General features: G+C 71.5%; 16 protein-coding genes and 1 tRNA gene. 10 read left to right on the top strand and 7 right to left on the bottom strand.

Annotation, left to right across the window (positions count from 1 at the left end):
- Positions 1-161 precede the first annotated feature (161 nt).
- Both ACFYMM_RS30130 and ACFYMM_RS30125 read right to left on the bottom strand, forming a co-directional pair.
- Positions 162-2732, bottom strand: a complete 2571-nt coding sequence (locus ACFYMM_RS30130) for an ABC transporter permease (protein WP_388391993.1) — start codon at positions 2730-2732, stop codon at positions 162-164.
- Positions 2729-3517, bottom strand: coding sequence for an ABC transporter ATP-binding protein (locus ACFYMM_RS30125; protein ID WP_388391991.1), 789 nt, complete (start codon positions 3515-3517; stop codon positions 2729-2731). Before ACFYMM_RS30125 ends, ACFYMM_RS30130 begins: the two co-directional genes overlap by 4 nt.
- Positions 3518-4086: 569 nt before the next feature.
- Between ACFYMM_RS30125 and ACFYMM_RS30120 the strand changes: the two genes are divergently transcribed.
- Both ACFYMM_RS30120 and ACFYMM_RS30115 read left to right on the top strand, forming a co-directional pair.
- Entirely contained in the window at positions 4087-4500 is a 414-nt protein-coding gene (locus ACFYMM_RS30120) for a DUF485 domain-containing protein (protein WP_388391989.1), read from the top strand.
- Entirely contained in the window at positions 4497-6116 is a 1620-nt protein-coding gene (locus tag ACFYMM_RS30115) for a cation acetate symporter (protein WP_388391987.1), read from the top strand. Before ACFYMM_RS30120 ends, ACFYMM_RS30115 begins: the two co-directional genes overlap by 4 nt.
- A 62-nt stretch (positions 6117-6178) precedes the next feature.
- On the opposite strand, the gene ACFYMM_RS30110 is transcribed toward ACFYMM_RS30115, so the two are convergent.
- The 4 genes from ACFYMM_RS30110 to ACFYMM_RS30095 all read right to left on the bottom strand — a co-directional run bounded on the left by ACFYMM_RS30110 (position 6179) and on the right by ACFYMM_RS30095 (position 11524).
- Positions 6179-7066: a cellulose-binding protein gene (locus tag ACFYMM_RS30110; protein WP_388391985.1), complete on the bottom strand. Its 888-nt coding sequence runs from the start codon at positions 7064-7066 to the stop codon at positions 6179-6181.
- Positions 7067-7188: 122 nt separating this feature from the next.
- A complete protein-coding gene (locus tag ACFYMM_RS30105; protein WP_388391983.1) occupies positions 7189-7680 on the bottom strand; it encodes a peptidylprolyl isomerase in 492 nt (163 codons plus the stop codon).
- A gap of 98 nt (positions 7681-7778) precedes the next feature.
- Positions 7779-10487, bottom strand: a complete 2709-nt coding sequence (locus ACFYMM_RS30100; RefSeq protein WP_388391981.1) for an SUKH-4 family immunity protein — start codon at positions 10485-10487, stop codon at positions 7779-7781.
- Between the two features lie 8 nt (positions 10488-10495).
- Positions 10496-11524, bottom strand: a complete 1029-nt coding sequence (locus ACFYMM_RS30095; RefSeq protein ID WP_388392110.1) for an SMI1/KNR4 family protein — start codon at positions 11522-11524, stop codon at positions 10496-10498.
- Between the two features lie 228 nt (positions 11525-11752).
- Here ACFYMM_RS30095 and ACFYMM_RS30090 point away from each other — a divergent pair, with 228 nt between their 5' ends.
- On the top strand, positions 11753-12277 hold the full coding sequence (locus tag ACFYMM_RS30090) for a YwqJ-related putative deaminase (RefSeq protein ID WP_388391979.1): 525 nt from the start codon (positions 11753-11755) through the stop codon (positions 12275-12277).
- A gap of 79 nt (positions 12278-12356) precedes the next feature.
- Complete coding sequence (locus ACFYMM_RS30085) at positions 12357-12848, top strand: SUKH-3 domain-containing protein (RefSeq protein WP_388391977.1); 492 nt, start codon at positions 12357-12359, stop codon at positions 12846-12848.
- Between the two features lie 18 nt (positions 12849-12866).
- Here ACFYMM_RS30085 and ACFYMM_RS30080 read toward each other — a convergent pair whose 3' ends face one another.
- Positions 12867-14168 (bottom strand): sensor histidine kinase, encoded by a 1302-nt coding sequence (locus ACFYMM_RS30080; RefSeq protein ID WP_388391975.1) that lies wholly within the window; start codon positions 14166-14168, stop codon positions 12867-12869.
- Positions 14169-14356: 188 nt separating this feature from the next.
- On the opposite strand from ACFYMM_RS30080, the gene ACFYMM_RS30075 reads away from it, so the two are divergent.
- The 6 genes from ACFYMM_RS30075 to ACFYMM_RS30050 all read left to right on the top strand — a co-directional run bounded on the left by ACFYMM_RS30075 (position 14357) and on the right by ACFYMM_RS30050 (position 19172).
- Positions 14357-14428, top strand: a tRNA-Gln gene (locus ACFYMM_RS30075).
- Between the two features lie 121 nt (positions 14429-14549).
- Complete coding sequence (gene glmU / locus ACFYMM_RS30070) at positions 14550-15998, top strand: bifunctional UDP-N-acetylglucosamine diphosphorylase/glucosamine-1-phosphate N-acetyltransferase GlmU (protein WP_388391973.1); 1449 nt, start codon at positions 14550-14552, stop codon at positions 15996-15998.
- A 133-nt stretch (positions 15999-16131) separates the two neighbouring features.
- Positions 16132-17112 (top strand): ribose-phosphate diphosphokinase, encoded by a 981-nt coding sequence (locus ACFYMM_RS30065; protein WP_388391971.1) that lies wholly within the window; start codon positions 16132-16134, stop codon positions 17110-17112.
- Positions 17113-17318: 206 nt separating this feature from the next.
- The gene (locus ACFYMM_RS30060; protein ID WP_388391969.1) at positions 17319-17912 is read left to right on the top strand and encodes a 50S ribosomal protein L25/general stress protein Ctc; all 594 of its coding nucleotides are present in this window, start codon (positions 17319-17321) and stop codon (positions 17910-17912) included.
- 98 nt (positions 17913-18010) lie between these two features.
- Positions 18011-18613, top strand: a complete 603-nt coding sequence (gene pth, locus ACFYMM_RS30055; RefSeq protein WP_388391967.1) for an aminoacyl-tRNA hydrolase — start codon at positions 18011-18013, stop codon at positions 18611-18613.
- Positions 18614-18665: 52 nt separating this feature from the next.
- Positions 18666-19172: a hypothetical protein gene (locus tag ACFYMM_RS30050; RefSeq protein WP_388392108.1), complete on the top strand. Its 507-nt coding sequence runs from the start codon at positions 18666-18668 to the stop codon at positions 19170-19172.
- Positions 19173-19176 lie beyond the last annotated feature (4 nt).

Here is a 19176-nt window from a genome sequence, read left to right as displayed (position 1 = left end):
GCTTGTGGCTGCCGGGGGTCTCCAGCCTACGACGATGCGCCGCGGCGTGCGGGGGCTGTGGACAACGGCCCGTGGACAAGCGCCCGGCGCCGGGAAGTCCCCACGGACTTCCCGGCGCCGGTCTCCCCCGTGACCCCCGTGCACGGTGGCCCCTGTGGGTGTTATTCGGTCGCGATCGCGTTCAGTACGTTCATCCGGCCCGCCCGGAAAGCCGGGACCAGCGCGGCGAACAGGCCGACGAAGGCCGAGCCGACGAAGACGCCGATGATCGTGGGCCAGGGGATGTCCAGCACGCCCAGTCCCTCCAGGGCGAGGAGTTTCTGCGCGGTGGCGCCCCAGCCCATGCCCAGGCCGAGGCCCAGCAGTGCGCCGAAGAGGGCGATGACCACGGACTCCATGCGGATCATGCGGCGCAGCTGGCGGCGGGAGAGGCCGATGGCCCGCATCAGGCCGATCTCCCGGGTGCGCTCGACCACCGAGAGGGCCAGGGTGTTCACGACACCGAGGACCGCGACGATGATCGCCAGGGCGAGGAGGCCGTAGACCATGTTCAGGAGCTGGCCGACCTGGTCCTTCAGTTCCTGCTTGTAGTCGGTCTGGTCCCGGACCTGGTAGCTCGGGTACGGCTTCATCGCCTTCTTCAGGGCCGCGTACGCCTGCTTCTCCTGGCCGGCCCTGGCCTTGGCGAACATGATCTCGTTCGGCGGGATCTGGCTCTTGGGGACGTACTTCTCCATGGTGGCGATGCTCAGGTAGCGCGCGCCCTTGTCGATGGCGGTGTTGTCGTCGGTGATCGCGGCGACCTTGAGTTTCGCGCTGCTGCCGCCCTTGAAGGCGACGGTGAGGGTGTCGCCGGCGTGCACGCCGTGCTTCTTGGCGTAGTCGGAGCCGACCGACATGGCGTCGGTGCCGTAGGCGGCGGACAGGGTGCCCTCCGTCGTCGTACGGCGCAGGTCGTCGGCGTAGGAGGGGTCGGCGGCGGTCACCCCGGAGTCGTCGACCTTGCCGTCGGGCGAGGTCAGTTTGGCGTCGAGGACCTTGTAGCGGGTGACGTGGGCGAGGCCCGGGGCGTGTTCCATGGCCTGCTCGGCCTGCGGGACGATCCGCTGCCTGCCCTGGACGATGAAGTCGGCGCCGACGGACTTGTCCAGCTCGCTGGTGGCGGAGGCGACCATGGAGGAGCCGACCACCGACAGACAGGCGACCAGCGCCAGGCCGATCATCAGGGCGGCGCCCGTGGCACCGGTGCGGCGGGGGTTGCGCAGGGCGTTGCGCTCGGCCATCCGGCCGACCGGTCCGAAGGCCCGCAGCAGTACGGCGCTGATCACCCGGACCACCCCGCCGGCGAGCAGCGGGCCGACGACGACGAAGCCGATCAGGGTGAGCACGATGCCGAGGCCGAGGACGGCGGAGCCGTCGCTCGCCTTCTTCGCCGTGGCCGCCGCGTACAGGGCGGCGGCGCCGGCGCCGGTGAGGAGCAGACCGGTCAGGGCCCGGAGCCGGCCGGCCCGGCCGTCGGCCGGGGTGCCGGCGTCGCGCAGGGCGGCCATCGGGGAGACCTTGCCGGCGCGGCGGGCGGGCAGGTAGGCGGCGAGGACGGTGACGATCACGCCGAGCAGCAGGCCGACCGCGGGGGTGGTGGCCTTGACGGTCAGGTCTTTGGTGGAGAGGTCCATGCCCATGGAGCCCATGAGCTTCATCAGGGCGACGGCGATGCCGACGCCGGCGCCGACCCCGAGGACCGAGCCGATGACGCCCAGCAGCGTGGCCTCGACCAGTACGGAACGGTTGACCTGCTTGCGGGAGGAGCCGATGGCCCGCATCAGGCCGATCTCCCGGGTGCGCTGGGCGACCAGCATCGAGAAGGTGTTGATGATCAGGAAGATGCCCACCAGGAACGCGATCCCGGCGAAGCCGAGCATGGCGTACTTGATGACGTTCATGAAGGAGCCGATGCCCTTGCGGTTCTCGTCGGCGTTCTCCTTCGCCGTCTGGACCTTGTAGGCCCCGGACCCGGCGAGCGCCTGGGTGACGTTCCGCTTCAGCGTGGCGTCGGTGACGCCGGACGCGGCGGAGACGTCGAGGTGGGTGAACCGGCCGGTGGTGCCGAGCAGTCGGCGCTGGGCGGTGGGGGTGTCGAACCAGACGATGGCGGCGCCCGGGTTGGTCACCTTGAAGGTGGCGATGCCGACGATGCGCGCCGTGAAGTCACCGGTCTCGGCGATGGTGCGCAACGGGTCGCCGAGCTTGAGGTGGTGCTTGTCGGCGGTGTCCGCGTCGACCATGACCTCGGCCGGCCCGCGCGGGGCGCGTCCGGAGGTGATCTCCATCGACCGCAGGTCGTTGCGGGTCCAGTTGCCGGCGATGGTCGGGGCGCCGGTGCTGGAACCCATGTTGTCGTCGTGGCGGTCGACGACGGTCACGTTCATCGAACTGACGCCGCCCTCGACCGACTTGACGCCCGTCGCCGTCTTCGCCCGGGCGAGGACGGAGGCGGGGAGGGACTCGGGCACCCCGCTCTGCGGGGCGCCGTCGGACGTGGCGGTCTTGGGGGAGACGGTGACGTCGGGGGCGGTGACCGAGAACAGTTTGTCGAAGGTGGTGTTCATGGTGTCCGTGAACACCAGCGTGCCGCACACGAAGGCCACCGAGAGCAGGACCGCGACGGCCGAGAGCGCCATCCGTCCCTTGTGCGCGAAGAAGTTGCGCAGGGAGGTCCTCAGGACGGTCATGACGTACGTCCCCGGGCGTCGAAGTCCTTCATGCGGTCCAGGACCTGGTCGGCCGTCGGCTGGTACATCTCGTCGACGATCCGGCCGTCGGCGAGGTAGAGCACCCGGTCCGCGTAGGAGGCGGCGACCGGGTCGTGGGTGACCATGACGATGGTCTGGCCCAGTTCGTCGACGGACCGGCGCAGGAAGCCCAGCACCTCGGCCCCGGCGCGCGAGTCGAGGTTCCCGGTGGGCTCGTCGCCGAAGATGATCTCCGGGCGGGCGGCCAGGGCGCGGGCCACGGCAACGCGCTGCTGCTGGCCGCCGGAGAGCTGGTTGGGCCGGTGCTTGAGCCGTTCGGCGAGCCCGACGGTCTCCACCACCCGGTCCAGCCACTGCTTGTCGGGCTTGCGGCCGGCGATGTCCATGGGCAGGGTGATGTTCTCTATGGCGTTCAGCGTCGGCAGCAGGTTGAACGCCTGGAAGATGAAGCCGATCCGGTCCCGGCGCAGCCGCGTGAGCTTCTTGTCCTTCAGGCCGGTGATCTCGGTCTCGTCCAGGTAGATCTGGCCGCTCGTCACCGTGTCGAGCCCGGCGAGGCAGTGCATCAGGGTGGACTTGCCGGACCCCGAGGGGCCCATGATCGCGGTGAAGCGACCGCGGGCGATGTCCACGTCGACGTGGTCGAGGGCGACGACGCGGGTCTCCCCCGACCCGTACGCCTTGACGACCTGCCGCGCCCGGGCGGCAACGGCCGTAGGCCCTCCAGTACCCCCGTGCCTGGGAATGGTCACAGCCGATGTCACGGTATATCTCCTATGTCGGTCAGCATCGCTTCGGCACTTCGCCTGGTTCGGTACTTCGCTGTCTCGGTACTTCGCTGCTTCGGTGCCTGGTCGAGTCTCGCGGGCGGCGTGTGTGCCGCGCGCTGGTGCGAAGCCCCGTCTTGTGCTGGGGTAAACCCCACCCCTGCCGGTCCGGTCGACCGGCCCCCAGCGGCGTAAAACCAGGTTAAGGACCACACCCCGGCCGTCTCGTCCTCCAGGGGTACGAGCCCTCCCCGGGCCCTGGTACGGAGGAACCCCTAGGGGCGGTCCACCGCCGGGTGGAGTCCGCCTCAGGGTCGTGTCCACCCTCGGGCCGAGCCAACCTCAACCCGGTACGGCGTCAACGACCCGCACACCGGGGTGGCATGCCGGGTTAATGGGGGTAACACCCGAGGTCAGGACCGTTTTCCCGTAGTAAGCGCATACCGACCGGCCAGTTCGGTGAAAACCCCGCGCGTGCCGGAAACCTGCGAGTAGCGTGCGTGGCTCCGCCCCCCACCTCCCTGCGGTCCGCCGTCGCGGACCCGAGCCACGCAAGGAGCCCCGGGATGTCCTACGACCCGCCGCCCCACCAGCCGTCGTACCTCAGCCACCCCTGGCAGCAGCCCCGGTCGCGACCGGCCCACCCCCACCCGTCCCGGCCCCCACGACCACCCCTCGGACACCACAGCGACCTGCGCGTCCTGCGCTCCGCCTACCGTTGGCAGCGGCGGACCGCCACGTTCACCGCGCTGGGCTACTTCACGCTGTTCCTGGTCCTGTCGGCGTTCGCGCCCACCGTCATGACGAGCACGGTCGCCGACGGCGTGCCCGCCGGACTCCTCCTCGCCCTCCTCCAGCTCCCGGTCACCTGGCTGGCGATCGCCCTCTACGAGCGCACCGCGCGCCGCCGCGTCGACCCGCTCGCGGACCGCATCCGCAGGGAAGCCGAACTCGACGCCCGCCGGGGAGCCGCCCGATGACCGGCCTCACCGGGTTCAGCGGTTCCGCGCAGACCATGTCCCTGGTCGCCTTCTCCGCCGTCGCCACGCTCACCCTCCTGCTGTGCGTGATGACCGGCCCGGACCGCGACGACCTCGACGAGTTCTACACCGGCTACGGCTCGCTGTCGCCCCTGCGCAACGGCCTGGCCATCGCCGGCGACTACATCTCGGCGGCCACCGTGCTGGGCACCGGCGGGGTGATCGCACTGTGCGGCTACGACGGGATCGTGCTCGCGCTCAGTACGACGCTGTCCCTGCTGCTGCTGATGTTCCTGCTGGCCGAACCGCTGCGCAACGCGGGCCGGTTCACCATGGGCGACGCGCTGGCCCGCCGTATGCCGGGGCGCTCGGCGCGGGTCGCCGCCTGTGTGGTGACGATCGCCGCGCTGCTGCCGCTGATGCTCGTCCAGCTCGCCGGCGCCGGACAGCTGATCGCGTTCATCCTGGGCTTCTCCAACGAGTCCCTGAAGACCGGGTGCGTGGTGGGACTCGGCGTGCTGATGATCAGTTACGCGGCGATCGGCGGCATGAAGGGCACCGCCCTCATCCAGATCCTGAAGATCGTCATGCTGCTCGGCTCGGGCGCCGTGGTCGCCGCACTGATCCTGCGTCACTACGCCTGGGACCCGGGCGCGCTGTTCCACGCGGCCGCCCGGTCGAGCGGCGCCGGGAACGCCTTCCTGCACTCCGGGCTCCAGTTCGGCCAGGGCCCCGAGCCACGCCTGGACATGATCACTTCCGAGCTGACCATCGTGCTGGGCGGCGGCTGCCTGCCGCACGTCACGATGCGCATGTACACCGCCTCCAGCGCGCGTCAGGTGCGCCGCTCGATGTCCTGGGCGGTGTCCATCGTGGCCCTGTTCGTCCTGGTCATGACGGTCGTCGGGTTCGGCGCCACGGCCCTGGTCGGCCGTACGGCGATCGCCGCGGCCGACCCGCAGGGGAACACGGCCTATCTGCTCGGCTCACGGGCGGCGTTCGGCCCCGACGTGTCGGCCGCCGAGACGTTCCTGTTCACCACGGTCACCACGGCGATCTTCCTGACCCTGCTCGCCTCGGTCGCCGGGATGATCCTCGCCTGCGCCAACTCCCTGGCGCACGACGTGTTCGCGGCCCGGGTGCGGGAGATGCCGGCCCGCCGCGAGATGGCGCTGGCCCGCGTCTCGGCCCTGGCGATCGGTGTCCCCACCATCGCACTGGCCACCCTCGTCCAGCACCACAGCCTGCAGCCCCTGGTGACCCTCTCCTTCTGCCTGGGCGCCTCCGCCCTCGCCCCCGCCCTGGTCTACGGCCTCTTCTGGCGCCGCTACACCCGCACCGGCCTGCTGTGCACCCTGATCGGCGGCTCCCTCACCGTCCTGCTGCTGATGCCGGGCACGAACCTGGTCTCCGGCTCCCCGGCCTCCGCGTTCCCGCACGCCGACTTCAACTGGTTCCCGTTCACCACGACCGGCATCGTCTCCGTCCCGGCCGGCTTCCTCCTCGGCTGGCTCGGCACGGTGGCCTCCGGCGGCCGGACAGCGCAGCGGGAACGGCACCAGTACGAGGCCGTGGAGGGCCTGATCCTCGCGGGGGCGGTACGCCGGGGGAGCTGAGGGGCGCTCCGCGGGCTCTGCCGCCCCGGGACGTCCCAGGACACCGAGGCCGACGGGGCGGCTCATTCCGCGGTCGCACGGCCCGTCAGCGCCGATAGCCTGCTGCGCACATGGTCCATGTGAGCCTGTACGACGTCCCACGTCTCCCCGTGCTCGCGCAGCAGGTCCTCGGTCTCCCGGGCGATACGGTCCTCCCGCAGGCGCGCCTCGGCGAGGATCTCGGCGGCACGCGCGCGTGCCTCCTCCTGCCACCGGCGCGCCGACTCCTCCGCGTCGCCGAGGGCCTGCCGCGCCTCCGCCAGCGCCGCCTCCGCCCGGGCCAGACGCTCGGCATGGTCCGCCTCGAACGCGGCGACCTGCTCGGCCTCCACGCGTTCCACCTCGGCCCACCGCGCGGCCTGCTCCCGGCCCTGCTCCACGAGCAGGGCGGACGTCCGCTGGCGGATCTCCCGGAGCGCGGCGAGGGCCTCCGCGCGGAACTCCTTCAACCCGAGCCGGGTCCCGACACGGATCTCGTCGGCCTCGGTACGCGCGGCGAGGAAGCACAGCCGGGCATGCTCCTCGGCCTCCGCGTGGAGCGCGTCCGCCGCCTCCTGCGCGGCCCGACGCACGTCGGAAGCGCGCGCTTCCGCGTGCGCGAGCTCAGCCCGCGCCGCGCTCCGCGCGCGCTCCCTGACCTCCGCCGCCTCGTCCAGCACCAGCTGGAACAGGCGCCGCGCCGACTCCCCGAGCGATGCGTAGTCCTGCGGCGCGAGCCCGGCGACGGCCTCGCGCACCCGCCGCAGCTCCGCCTCCATGTCCCTGGCGAGCACGGTCAGCCGCGCGGCCCGTTCCCAGGCGGCGTCCCGGTCCCGCGACAGCGCCTGCGTGTACGCGTCGACCTGCTCGGGACGGTAGCCGCGCCCCCGGACGGTCACGAAGCCATGCGGCGGCACCGATGCGCTGCTCACCCTGGAACCCCTCTCCGCCGGACACGCACGAAATGATGATTTCGCGCACATCTTGATGGATGGGGCTCAAGGGTGCATAACGCGACACTCCGCAGAGCGCCCCCGCACTGTGTGAAGGGCGGTCAGACCGTCCCGCTGTCCGCGATGACGATCTTCTTGCTGGTCCGGCCCGAATCACTGCCGTAGGACTCGATCGTCTTGACGATGTCCATGCCCTCGGTCACCTCGCCGAACACGACATGGGCCCCGTCCAGCCACGACGTGACGACCGTGGTGATGAAGAACTGCGAGCCGTTGGTGTTCTTCCCGGCGTTGGCCATGCTCAGGATGCCGGGCTTGGTGTGCTTGAGCTGGAAGTTCTCGTCCTCGAACCGGTCGCCGTAGATGCTGCGGCCACCGGTGCCGTTGCCCTTGGTGAAGTCGCCGCCCTGCAGCATGAACCCGGGAATGACCCGGTGGAACGCCGACCCCTTGTAGCCGTAGCCGTTCTGCCCGGTGGCCAGTTCCCGGAAGTTGCGCGCGGTCTTGGGCACCACGTCGTCGTACAGCTTGAACACGATCCGTCCGGCGGGCTCGCCGTCGATCGTCACATCGAAGAAAACGTCATTGGTCATGCCCCCATGATCCCCCCTCCGCGCACGCGACAGGGCCGGACCCCCTCGATCGGACGGGTCCGGCCCCACACGTTCACCGCGAACGGACTACACGGCGCCTACAGCAGCCCGTCCCACATCTGCTCCAGCAGCACCGACCACCAGCTCTCCGGCGAACCGAGCGCCGCCGGATCGAGCGAGGCCAGCTGCGCCTGGAAGTCGACCGTCCAGCGGCCCGCCTGCTCCTGGTTCAGACCGAACCGCAGCCGCCACATCCGCCCCAGCAGTGCCAGACACCGCGTGAACTCCGGCAGCCCGGTGTTCACGAACTGCGGCGGCACGGACCCGCCGCCCGGCCCCGCCTCCACCGGTACGGCGACGATGTTCGCGGTGCCGTACTGCACACACACCGCCCGGCCGAAGTCGGTCCCCATGACGAGGTACGAACCCGCGTCCGGCGCCGGCCGCACACCCCGTTCCTGCGCCAGCTCCGCCAGCGTCGGCACCGGACGGCCCGGCTGGGCCTGCGCCCAGAAGAACGGGCCCATGTCCAACGGCAGCCCGGCCGCCATCAGCGTGTGCGCCACGACCGGCGGCACACCCTGCCGCGACACCGCCGCCTGCTCGAACCGGAACACCCCCGGCCCGAACGCCGCCGCCAGCTCCTGCGCGATCCCCTCCGGCGGGACGGGCGGCGCGGCCTGCACCGGCGGCAACGGCGCCCGCACCGGCGCCGGCCGCGCCGGACCGTCCGCCACCTGGTGCAACTCGCCCTGGTGCGCCAGCAACTGCCGCATCCCGGTCTGCCGGCTCGCGTGATCCGTGCCGTACGGCGCGATGCTCGTGATCCGCGCCTGCGGCCACTGCTCCCGGATCATCCGCGCGCAGTACGCGCCCGGCAACTCGCACGACTCCAGCTCCGTGTGCAGCTCCAGCACCTGGTCCGGCGGCACGTTCATGGCACGCAGCTCGTGGAAGATCTGCCACTCCGGATGCGGCGTACCCGGCGCCGAACGCCGGATCAGCTGCTGCTCCGAGCCGTCCTGCGCCCGGAACCGCAGCACCGCCTGATAACCGGGGCCGACCGTGGGCTGCGCCTGCGGCGGATACCCGTACCCCGGAGGCTGCTGCCCCGCCATCGCACCCGGCGGCATCGGCTGCGGGACACCGGCCGGCGGCATCCCGGGAACCCCGGGCGCTCCGAGCCCGACGGGCGCCGGGGGCGGCATGGGCACGCCGGGCCCCTGGGGCGCGAACGGCGCGCCGGACGGGGGCGGTGGCGGGGGCGGGGGCGCGCCCGGGCCGCCCACCGGGGGCGCGGCCAGCACGGTCTCCGCGTGATGCACCGGCCCACGCCCGCCCCCGGAGACACCACCCTGCGGGCCGGGAGCGGCCGGAGCACCCGGCGGCTGGGGACCGGGAGCGCCCGGAGGCTGCGGCGCGCCGGGAGCCGGCGGCATGCCCGGGGCGCCGGGAGCGGCGGGAGGCGGCGGCGCGCCCCCTCCCATCCGGCCCGGATCGGCCAGCATCGTGGCCGCGTGGTGCACGTTCCCCGGAGGCGTACCGCCCGCCGCACCCGGCGGACTGGGGGCCTCCGGACCCGCCGGGCCCTCCGGCCCGTCAGGACCGAGCGCCGACACGAGCTGCGTCGGCACGTACCCGCCCGCGGCCGCACCCGGCGCGGGCGCGGCCCCCGGCCGTGCGCCCGGCGCTCCGGGCGCGCCCGGCGGAGGAGGCGGCGCGCCCGCCCCACCGCGCGCCCTGCGCGGCGGCGGCGCGGCCTTGCTCGTCGCGGCGTCCGCGATCTCCCCGGCGTTCGGCGGGAGGGTCCGCCCCGGAGCACCGGGACCGGCCGGCGGCCGCGGCGCGTTCGGGTCCGCGCCCGGCGCGGGCGGATAACCGTACGACGGCACACCGGGAGGCGGGGTACCAGGAGCCGCGGCCTCCGGATAGCCGTACGACGGCGCACCCGGCACACCCTGCGGAGGCGGCGGAGGCGAGCTGCTCTGCGGGACACCCGGCGCGGCATCCCGCACGCCCGGCGCGAAGCCCTGCCGCTCCGGCGCGTTCGAGTCGTCGAGCGCCGGCGCGAACGCCGTGGCCGGCAACTGGCTGCCCCCCGACATCAGCGCCGTCTTGGCATCCGCTGTGGCCGGAGGTGCCGGCGGACCGCCGTCGGAGTCGCTCAACGGCGGCGCGAACACCGTCGCCGGCAGCGGTACCGAACGGTCCTCGCCGGCATCGCCGTTCGTGTCCGTCCCGGCCCACGGAGTGGCCCCGTCCGGCACCTCCGGCGCGCCGGACGCACCCCGCGCCCCGGCAGCCGGCCACGACGCACCGCCCTCCGGAGCGGCGGCCCCCGCCGGCGCCCCGGCCCGCGTCTCCGCCGGCCCCCCGGAAGCCGCACCGGCACCGGAATCCGCACCCTCGGCCGCGCCCGCGCGCCGATCCGGTATCCCCAGCTTGTCCGCCGCCTCCTGCAACCACTCCGGCGGACTCAACAGGAACGACGTCTGGTTCAGGTCCACCCGCGCCGCCGGCGCCGGCACCGCGTCCTCGACCTCGTCCTCACGGCCGTACTCCTCCTCGTACCGGCGGATCACCTCACCCACCGGCAGCGCGGGCCACAACGTCGCCTCGCCACTGTCCCGGGCGATCACCAGCCGCTGCCCGCCCGCGTCCGACCGCGGCCCCTCCGCCCGGTCCTCGCCCCACACCACGAAGCCCAGCCCGAACTCCCGCACCCGCACCTCACGGTGCTGGTACGCCGGCACGTCCCCGTTGATCCACTCCTCGGCGCGCTCCTGCGCCTGTGCGAACGTCACCACAGCCCAGCTCACTCCCCCACCGGCACGTCGGAAGAGACGTCCACGGCCCGCGCGAAACCGCCGTCCACCATCAGGTTCGCCACCGTCTCCAACTCCGGCGGATTACCCGCCAGCCGCGACAGAAAGGCGTCGAAGTCCTCACCACAAGGCAGCAACAACCGCTCCACCCGCTCGGCCGGGGGACACGACGGATCCACGTCCCGCGCGTCGTCGTACGCGCAGAACCACACCGAACCCGCCCGCTCACCCTTCACCTTCACCGCCAGCAACCCACCCTGCACGAAGGACACCCCGAGGTAATCCTTCGTCAGATGGTCACGCAAACACTTGTTCACATACACCAGGTCATTGACCGCGGCCTCGTCCCGCACCGTGAAGAACGGCTGGTCCAGCAGCAGCCCCAACTCCGCGTCGAGCGCCGCGCCCACCGGCGCACACCCGCCCGCCGCCTTCAGGAAGGAACGGTAGGCACCCGGCAGCCGGAAGCCCAGATCCTCCTCCACCCCCTGCACCTGCTGCTCCGACACCGCCACACCCGACTTCGGCAGCCCGAAATGAGCCGGACGGGTCTCCTGCAACGGCCGCGTCCCACGCTTGCCGTGGTCCACCCCCGACGTCGCCACACCACCGTGATGCCGCAGCAACGCCTTCACCTCGACCGGAACCAGCTCCAGCCGCCGCGAGCCCACCACGTGATGCCACGTCCACCCGTGCGGCGTCGCCACATCCGGCACCGTGTCCCACAACTCGTGCCCCGACGCCGCCAGCGCCGCGTTCGCCGACACATAGTCCGTCAGCCGCAACTCGTCCACGCCGAAACCCTCCGGCGGATCGGCGATCTGGGCCGCCGCACGCGCGTACGCCGAGAAATCCGGGTAACCGCGCTCGTCGACACGTACCCCTCTCGGGTGACGTGCCGCCCGGACCGGATCCGGGAAGTGCACGACCTGCCCGGCGTAGGCGGCGTTCGGCGGCACGGCTTGTCCCCCGGCCTGACGGCTGGGCGGTGCCCCCACCCCGAGCCGACCTGTCGTCATGGCGGTTGCCCCCTGCGGCGTTGTCTCGGGCCTGTACGGCGGTGTCGATCGCGGATGGCGACAGCCTATGCGGTACACCGGCACCGGTCACCGGGCCTCCGCTTCCGTGACCAGCCGTCACCCCGCCGTGACAGCCCGCCCAAACCCGGGCGTGTCGCGCCGCCCCAGCTTCCGCAGCAGCCACGCGATTTGGCACTCTGTCTCCTTCGGGGGACACCCGGGGAGGGGATGAAGACCATGAACGCCACACAGACCGGAGGCGGTGACGTGCGGGTCGGTGACCCCCGCATCGGCTGGAGCAGCACCGACCGACCCGCCGCCCCCACCCTGCAGCACCGCCGCGACGGCATCCTGCCCACCGTCGCCGCCGCCCTCTCCGTCCACGGCGCCACCCTCACCGGCACCGCCGCCCGCGGCGACCAGCCGCCACCCCTGCACCACCTCGTCCAGGACTTCCTCGACACCCTCCCCAGCGCCCAGCGCGACCGCTTCACCGGCCGCTGCGCCGAGACCATCCTCATCTCCCGGCACATCGCCGCCGCCGACGCCACCCGCAGCAGACGCGCCGCGCGCAGACCCATGACCAACGGCGAAGCCCGCAAAGCCCTCAAGCAGGCCAAACTCACCGCCCGCCGCATACGCGAGGACGGCGACCCGCTGCACGGCAGCTTCGCGCCCCCCTGCCGCGCCTGCACCGCCCTCAGCGCCCACTTCGGCGTCCGCATCGTCGATCCGGCCCCCGGCCGCGCCTGACCGCGAGGCACACGGCACCACCAGCACCACCAGCACCACCAGCACCACCAGCACCACCAGCACGACGAACGAAGGGCCGATGCACGCCGACCGCTCCACCACCCGCTTCCCCGTACCCGTCGACGCCGCCCTGCGCGCCGCCGGCTGGCTCCCCGGACGCTGGGACATAAAGCAGGCCGAATACTGGGCCGACGCCCTGCGCGAGCACACCTCACCCGCCGGACACCGGCACACCGTCTTCCCCGCGGCCGTCGAGGCCTGGGCCGAATTCGGCGGCCTCCACATCCGCCCCACCGGCCCCGGCCGCCAGATCGCCCCCGCCACCCTCCACCTCGACCCGCTGCACGGCCTCCACCACGCCCGCACCCTCGGCGACCTCGGCCGCGCCCTCGACACCGAGGTCTGCCCCCTCGGCGAGGAGACCGACACCCACGCCGTCCTCGCCATCGACGCCCAGGGCCGCGTCTACACCCTCGACCACACCGGCGACTGGTACGTCGGCCCCGACATCGACCAAGCCCTCGCCACCCTCGTCGCCGGCGTCGAACCCGTACGCCTCACCGTCGGCTGAACCCGCCCCCACACCCCGCTACGCCGCCGGAATCACCGCCGACACCCGGAAACCACCCGCGTCCGTCGGCCCCGAAACGAACACCCCGCCCAGCGCCACGACCCGCTCCCGCATCCCGAGCAGACCATTGCCCCCGGACGGCAACCCCACCGCCGCCGCGGACGCCGACTCCGGCGGCGGTCCGTTCTCCACCTGCATCGCGATCTCCGACACCCGGTGCGCAAGCCGCACATGCGTCTTCGCACCCGCCGCGTGCTTGTGGACGTTGGTCAACGCCTCCTGCACCACCCGGAACGCCGTCTGCTCGATCACCGGCGCATACGACCGCACATCCCCCTCGACCGACAGATCCACCGCCATCCCCGCCGCCGCCGACTGCCCGACCAACTCGTCCAGCTCGGACAGACACGGCCCCTCCTCGTCCGCCATCCGCGCAGCGACCCTCGCGGCGGCCACATCCGCGGCGGCCAGCTGCACCCGCGCGGCCCGCCGCTCCACCCCCTCCCCCGCCCGCAGCACCCCGAGCATCTCCCGCAACTCCGTCAACGCCTGCCGGCCCATGTCGCCCACCAGCACCGCGTTCCGCACGGCCTTCTCAGGATCCTTCCGCGCCACCGCCTGCAACGCCGCCGCGTGCACCACCATCAGACTCACCCGGTGCGCGACGACGTCATGCATCTCCCGCGCGATCCGCGTCCGCTCCTCGCCCCGAGCCCACTCGGCCCGCTCCTCCGCCCGCTCGGCCAGCAACTGCAGCTCACGCTCCAGACTGTCCGCCCGCTCCCGCAGACTCTCCATCAGCCGACGCCGGGCACCCACGTACAACCCGAGCAGGAGCGGCGGAGCGGTCAGCCCGAGGGACGTCGTGATGGACGCGAACGGCACGAACCAGTCCCCGAGGGTCAAAGCCCCGCTGTCCATGCCCTGCCGCACCCGCACGAACGTCACGATCATCATCCCGACCAGCGACATCCCCGCCAGCGCCACGATGATCCGCCGCGGCAGCTCGGCCGCGGCCAGCGTGTACAGCCCGACGACACCCATCAGGAAACCCATCTGGGCCGGCGTGATCGCGATCGACACCAGGACGACGGCGATCGGCCACTTCCGCCGCAACACCAGCACCGAACCGGCCAGCAGACCGAACACCATCCCCAGCGACACCGGGATCCCCGCGTCCCGGGCGAACGGGACACCCTCCGCCGCGCACTCCACGGCCGACACCAGCGCCAGACTCCCGTCCAGCACGGCACTGCGCCACCTCGCCCACCACCAGGGCCCGGTCAAGGCCCCGGCGTGCTCTTCCCCCGTCGTGGTCATGCACCCAGCCTACGGGCGCCGGCGAAGGCTTTTCCGGTGAGTTTCGCCTACTGGCCAGCTACTACGGCTGCCTCCGAGTCGCCGTACTCAAGAGCGCCGACCTACACCGTCGCATCGAAGGCTGGTGGTACGGCATAGTAGGAGGCGCCACTCGACGAACTGACTAAATGTCCGTTTTTCGAGTTTCATCCCCCGTGGTGTAATTGGCAGCACTGTGGCTTTTGGTGCCATCTGTCCGGGTTCGAGTCCTGGCGGGGGAGCAATACTCGGTTCGGGTCCTGACTGTGGTGAACGCACCGTCAGGGCCCGCTCTCGTCTCCCCCGAGAAACGCCCCGGTATCCTGCGGATGTCCCCACCATCCAAAGCCGAAGGGCAACCCCGTGAGCGCCATTCGCCCGGCAGCCGTCGTCGTTCTCGCAGCGGGTGAGGGCACCCGTATGAAGTCGGCCACGCCGAAGGTCCTGCACGAGATCTGTGGCCGCAGCCTGGTCGGGCATGTGCTGGCCGCAGCCCGTGAGTTGAAGCCCGAGAACCTGGTCGTCGTCGTGGGCCACGCCCGGGAGCAGGTCGCCGCGCACCTCGGCGGGATCGACCCCGCGGTGCGGACCGCCGTGCAGGCCGAGCAGAACGGCACGGGGCACGCCGTCCGCATGGGCCTGGAGGAGCTGGGCGGCGGGGTGAGCGGGACCGTGGTCGTCGTCTGCGGAGACACCCCCCTGCTCACCGGCGAGACGCTGCGGCAGCTCGCCGAGACCCACCGCGGCGACGGCAACGCCGTGACCGTGCTGACGGCCGAGGTGCCGGACGCCACCGGATACGGGCGGATCGTGCGCGACGACGCCTCGGGCGCCGTCACCGCGATCGTCGAGCACAAGGACGCCACCGCCGGCCAGCGGGCGATCCGCGAGATCAACTCGGGTGTGTTCGCGTTCGACGGGCAGTTGCTCGCCGACGCCCTGAAGAAGGTGCGCACCGACAACAGCCAGGGCGAGGAGTACCTGACCGACGTCCTCGGGATACTGCGGGAGGCCGGGCACCGGGTGGGCGCCTCGGTGGCCGCCGATCACCGGGAGATCGCCGGGATCAACAACCGGGTGCAGCTCGCCGAGGCCCGCCGGATCCTGAACGACCGGCTGCTGGAGCGGGCCATGCTGGACGGTGTGACGGTGGTCGATCCGGCCACCACGTGGGTCGACGTGACCGTGTCGTTCGAGCGGGACGCCGTGGTGCACCCGGGGACGCAGTTGCAGGGTTCGACGCATCTGGGTGAGGGCGCGGAGGTCGGGCCGAACTGCCGGCTGAAGGACACCCAGGTGGGGGCCGGGGCGCGGGTGGACAACACGGTGGCCGACGGCGCCCAGGTGGGTCCGCAGGCGTCGGTGGGGCCGTACGCGTATCTGCGGCCGGGTACCCGGCTCGGGTCGAAGGCGAAGGTCGGGACCTATGTGGAGACGAAGAACGCCTCGATCGGTGAGGGGACGAAGGTTCCGCATCTGTCGTACGTCGGTGACGCGACCATCGGTGAGTACACGAACATCGGTGCGGCGAGCGTGTTCGTGAACTACGACGGTCAGGAGAAGCACCACACGACGGTCGGCTCGCACTGTCGTACGGGTTCCGACAACATGTTTGTGGCGCCTGTCACGGTCGGGGATGGTTCGTACACCGCCGCCGGGTCCGTGATCACGAAGGATGTGCCGCCCGGTTCGCTGGCCGTGGCCCGTGGTCAGCAGCGGAATATCGAGGGCTGGGTGGCGCGCAAGCGTCCGGGAAGCGCGGCGGCGAAGGCGGCCGAGACGGCGTCCCGGCGGGGCGAGAGCGAGGACTGACCGGAAACGCGTGCGCCGAACTCGGCGTACCGTGATAAGTGCACACCCGCACCCCACCAGCTGATTCGGCCTCTCATGCCCAGCCGAGAGGTCGCTGGAGACTCAGCTGAGACACCTCTGAGGAGACAGTGCTGTGACCGGGATCAAGACGACCGGCGAGAAGAAGATGATGTTCTTCTCCGGCCGCGCCCACCCCGAGCTTGCCGAGGAGGTCGCCCAGCAGCTGGGTGTCGGGGTCGTCCCGACGAAGGCCTTCGACTTCGCCAACGGCGAGATCTATGTGCGGTACCAGGAGTCGGCGCGTGGTGCCGACTGCTTCGTGATCCAGAGCCACACGGCTCCGATCAACCAGTGGATCATGGAGCAGTTGATCATGATCGATGCGCTGAAGCGCGCGTCGGCCCGTTCGATCACCGTGATCGTGCCGTTCTACGGTTACGCGCGGCAGGACAAGAAGCACCGTGGTCGTGAACCGATCTCGGCGCGTCTGATCGCGGACCTGATGAAGACGGCGGGTGCGGACCGGATCCTGACGGTGGATCTGCACACGGACCAGATCCAGGGCTTCTTCGACGGTCCGGTGGACCATCTGTTCGCGCTGCCGCTGCTGGCGGACTACGTGGGTCGGAAGGTGGACCGGGCCAAGCTGACGGTCGTGTCGCCGGACGCCGGGCGGGTGCGGGTGGCCGACCGCTGGTGCGACCGGTTGGGTGCGCCGCTGGCCATCGTGCACAAGCGGCGGGACAAGGACGTGGCGAACCAGGTGACCGTCCACGAGGTCGTGGGTGAGGTCAAGGGCCGGGTGTGCGTCCTGGTCGACGACATGATCGACACGGGTGGCACGATCTGTGCGGCGGCGGACGCGTTGTTCGCGCATGGTGCGGAGGACGTCATCGTGACGGCGACGCACGGTGTGCTGTCGGGTCCGGCGGCCGACCGGCTGAAGAACTCGCGGGTGAGTGAGTTCGTGTTCACGAACACGCTGCCGACGCCGGGTGAGCTGGGCGGGGACCTGGACAAGATCACGGTGCTGTCGATCGCGCCGACGATCGCGAGTGCGGTGCGTGAGGTGTTCGAGGACGGTTCGGTGACGAGCCTCTTCGACGAGCAGTGAGGTTTCTGCACCGGCCCTGACCGGGGTTGAAGATCCTTTTGGGTGCGGCCTCCCTCTCCGAGTAGACTGCTGCAGTTGCTCGGCGAGGGAGGCCGTACGCCGTTTCTGACGGGGTTCGGCTGTCCGTTATCGACGCGCTCTTCGTAGCAGGCCGTTCGTGGCCGGGTGACCACGTCCGTCCCAGTTTTCTACGAGGAGTGATCCGTATGTCCGAGGTCAAGATCTCCGCCGAGACCCGTACCGAGTTCGGCAAGGGCGCCGCCCGCCGTATCCGCCGTGACGCGAAGGTCCCCGGTGTGCTGTACGGCCACGGTTCCGACCCGCTGCACCTGACGCTTCCGGGCCACGACCTGCTGCTGGCGCTGCGTACGCCGAACGTCCTGATCTCCCTGGACATCGACGGCAAGAGCAACGAGCTGGCGATCCCGAAGTCCGTGCAGCGTGACCCGATCAAGGGCTTCCTGGAGCACGTCGACCTGCTGCTGGTCAAGCGCGGCGAGAAGGTCACGGTCGAGATCCCGGTGCACACCGAGGGCGAGCTGGCGCCGGGCGGCAACCTGCTCGAGCACGTGCTGAACGCGCTGCCGGTCGAGGCCGAGGCCACGCACATCCCCGAGTCCGTGACGGTGTCCGTGGAGGGTCTGGAGGCCGGCGCCTCCGTCCTCGCCAAGGACATCACGCTCCCGAACGGCACCACGCTGGCCGTCGAGGAGGACGCGGTCGTCCTGCAGGTGCTGGCCGCGCAGGCCGAGGAGGCCGCGGGCGAGGAGACCGAGGGCGAAGAGGCCGCCGAGGCCTGATCCCCCAGGTCCCGGCGCTGGTCGTTTTCCCGGCGCCGGTCGTTTTCGCCAGCCGCTGTCCCTGTACGGGGGCAGCGGCTGGCGCATATCAAGGAGACATGGACGTGACCACCCCCGCAGGCGCCCCCTGGCTGATCGTCGGCCTGGGTAATCCCGGTCCCGAGTACGCGATGAACCGGCACAACGTCGGCTTCATGGTGGCCGATCTGCTGGCGGAGCGGATCGGGGGGAGGTTCAAGCGGGCCGGCAAGGCCCAGGCGCAGGTCGTGGAGGGGCGGATCGGGGCGCCGGGTCCGGACAGCCGGCGGGTGGTGCTCGCCAAGCCGATGTCGTACATGAACCTGTCCGGTGGGCCGGTGAACGCCCTGCGGGACTTCTACAAGGTGCCGGTGGCGAACATCGTGGCGGTGCACGACGAGCTGGACATCGACTACGGGGTGCTGCGGCTGAAGCTGGGGGGCGGCGACAACGGGCACAACGGGCTGAAGTCGATGACGAAGGCGATGGGTCCTGACTACCACCGGGTGCGGTTCGGGATCGGCCGGCCGCCGGGGCGGATGCAGGTCGCGGACTTCGTGCTGAAGGACTTCGCGTCGGCGGAGCGCAAGGAGCTGGACTACTTGGTGGACCGGGCGGCGGACTCGGTGGAGTGTCTGGTGACGGAGGGGCTGGAGCGGGCGCAGAGCGCTTACAACTCCTGACTTGTCCTGGCATAGGACCCACTGGAGTTGACCGGTCGTGCGGGTATGGCCAATGATCCCGGCCATGCCTGCCACTGCCACCACCGCTCGCCGGGCCCCCGTGATCGCGCTGCGGTTCGGGCGGGTCCTGGTGATGGGTGCGGTCGCCGCGCTGATCCTGTTCGCCGGGGTGTGGGGTTCCTGGGGGACCGCGCAGCACGTGATGCTGACCAAGGGGCGGGAGCGGGGGACGATCAGGGTCACCGCCTGCGATGCGAACACCTGCTCGGGGCCGTTCGCTCCGGTGTCTCAGGGGGCGAGCCCGCGCGGGCGGGTGGTGATCGACCGGTCGGTGGCGGTGCGCAAGGGGCGGACGTACGACGTGGTGGTGAAGCCCGGTACCGGTGAGGTGGTGCGGTCGGGGCCCGCCGGGGTGCTCTTCGCGTGGATTCCGCTGGGCGGCGCGCTGCTGCTGGCGTCGGTGGTGGTGGCCGGGGGGCTGCGGCTGACGCGGCTGGCGTGGGTGCTGGGCGGTTCGGGGATCGCGCTGCTGACGGCGGCTTTCTTCGCGGTGCAGTGATCCC

It is taken from the genome of Streptomyces sp. NPDC006739, assembly GCF_042869815.1.
In the GTDB taxonomy this organism is placed as follows: domain Bacteria; phylum Actinomycetota; class Actinomycetes; order Streptomycetales; family Streptomycetaceae; genus Streptomyces.
The sequence above is the reverse complement of the archived record's forward strand: the minus strand, read 5'-3'. Positions and strand labels throughout refer to the sequence as shown.

Bases quoted from the DNA above. Each gene is read 5' to 3' on its own strand.
- ACFYMM_RS30130 (WP_388391993.1), bottom strand. From the start codon at position 2,732: ATGACCGTCCTGAGGACCTCCCTGCGCAACTTCTTCGCGCACAAGGGA.
- ACFYMM_RS30120 (WP_388391989.1), top strand. From the start codon at position 4,087: ATGTCCTACGACCCGCCGCCCCACCAGCCGTCGTACCTCAGCCACCCC.
- ACFYMM_RS30115 (WP_388391987.1), top strand. From the start codon at position 4,497: ATGACCGGCCTCACCGGGTTCAGCGGTTCCGCGCAGACCATGTCCCTG.
- ACFYMM_RS30105 (WP_388391983.1), bottom strand. From the start codon at position 7,680: ATGACCAATGACGTTTTCTTCGATGTGACGATCGACGGCGAGCCCGCC.
- ACFYMM_RS30095 (WP_388392110.1), bottom strand. From the start codon at position 11,524: ATGACGACAGGTCGGCTCGGGGTGGGGGCACCGCCCAGCCGTCAGGCC.
- ACFYMM_RS30090 (WP_388391979.1), top strand. From the start codon at position 11,753: ATGAAGACCATGAACGCCACACAGACCGGAGGCGGTGACGTGCGGGTC.
- ACFYMM_RS30085 (WP_388391977.1), top strand. From the start codon at position 12,357: ATGCACGCCGACCGCTCCACCACCCGCTTCCCCGTACCCGTCGACGCC.
- ACFYMM_RS30080 (WP_388391975.1), bottom strand. From the start codon at position 14,168: ATGACCACGACGGGGGAAGAGCACGCCGGGGCCTTGACCGGGCCCTGG.
- ACFYMM_RS30060 (WP_388391969.1), top strand. From the start codon at position 17,319: ATGTCCGAGGTCAAGATCTCCGCCGAGACCCGTACCGAGTTCGGCAAG.
- pth (WP_388391967.1), top strand. From the start codon at position 18,011: ATGGACGTGACCACCCCCGCAGGCGCCCCCTGGCTGATCGTCGGCCTG.
- ACFYMM_RS30050 (WP_388392108.1), top strand. From the start codon at position 18,666: ATGATCCCGGCCATGCCTGCCACTGCCACCACCGCTCGCCGGGCCCCC.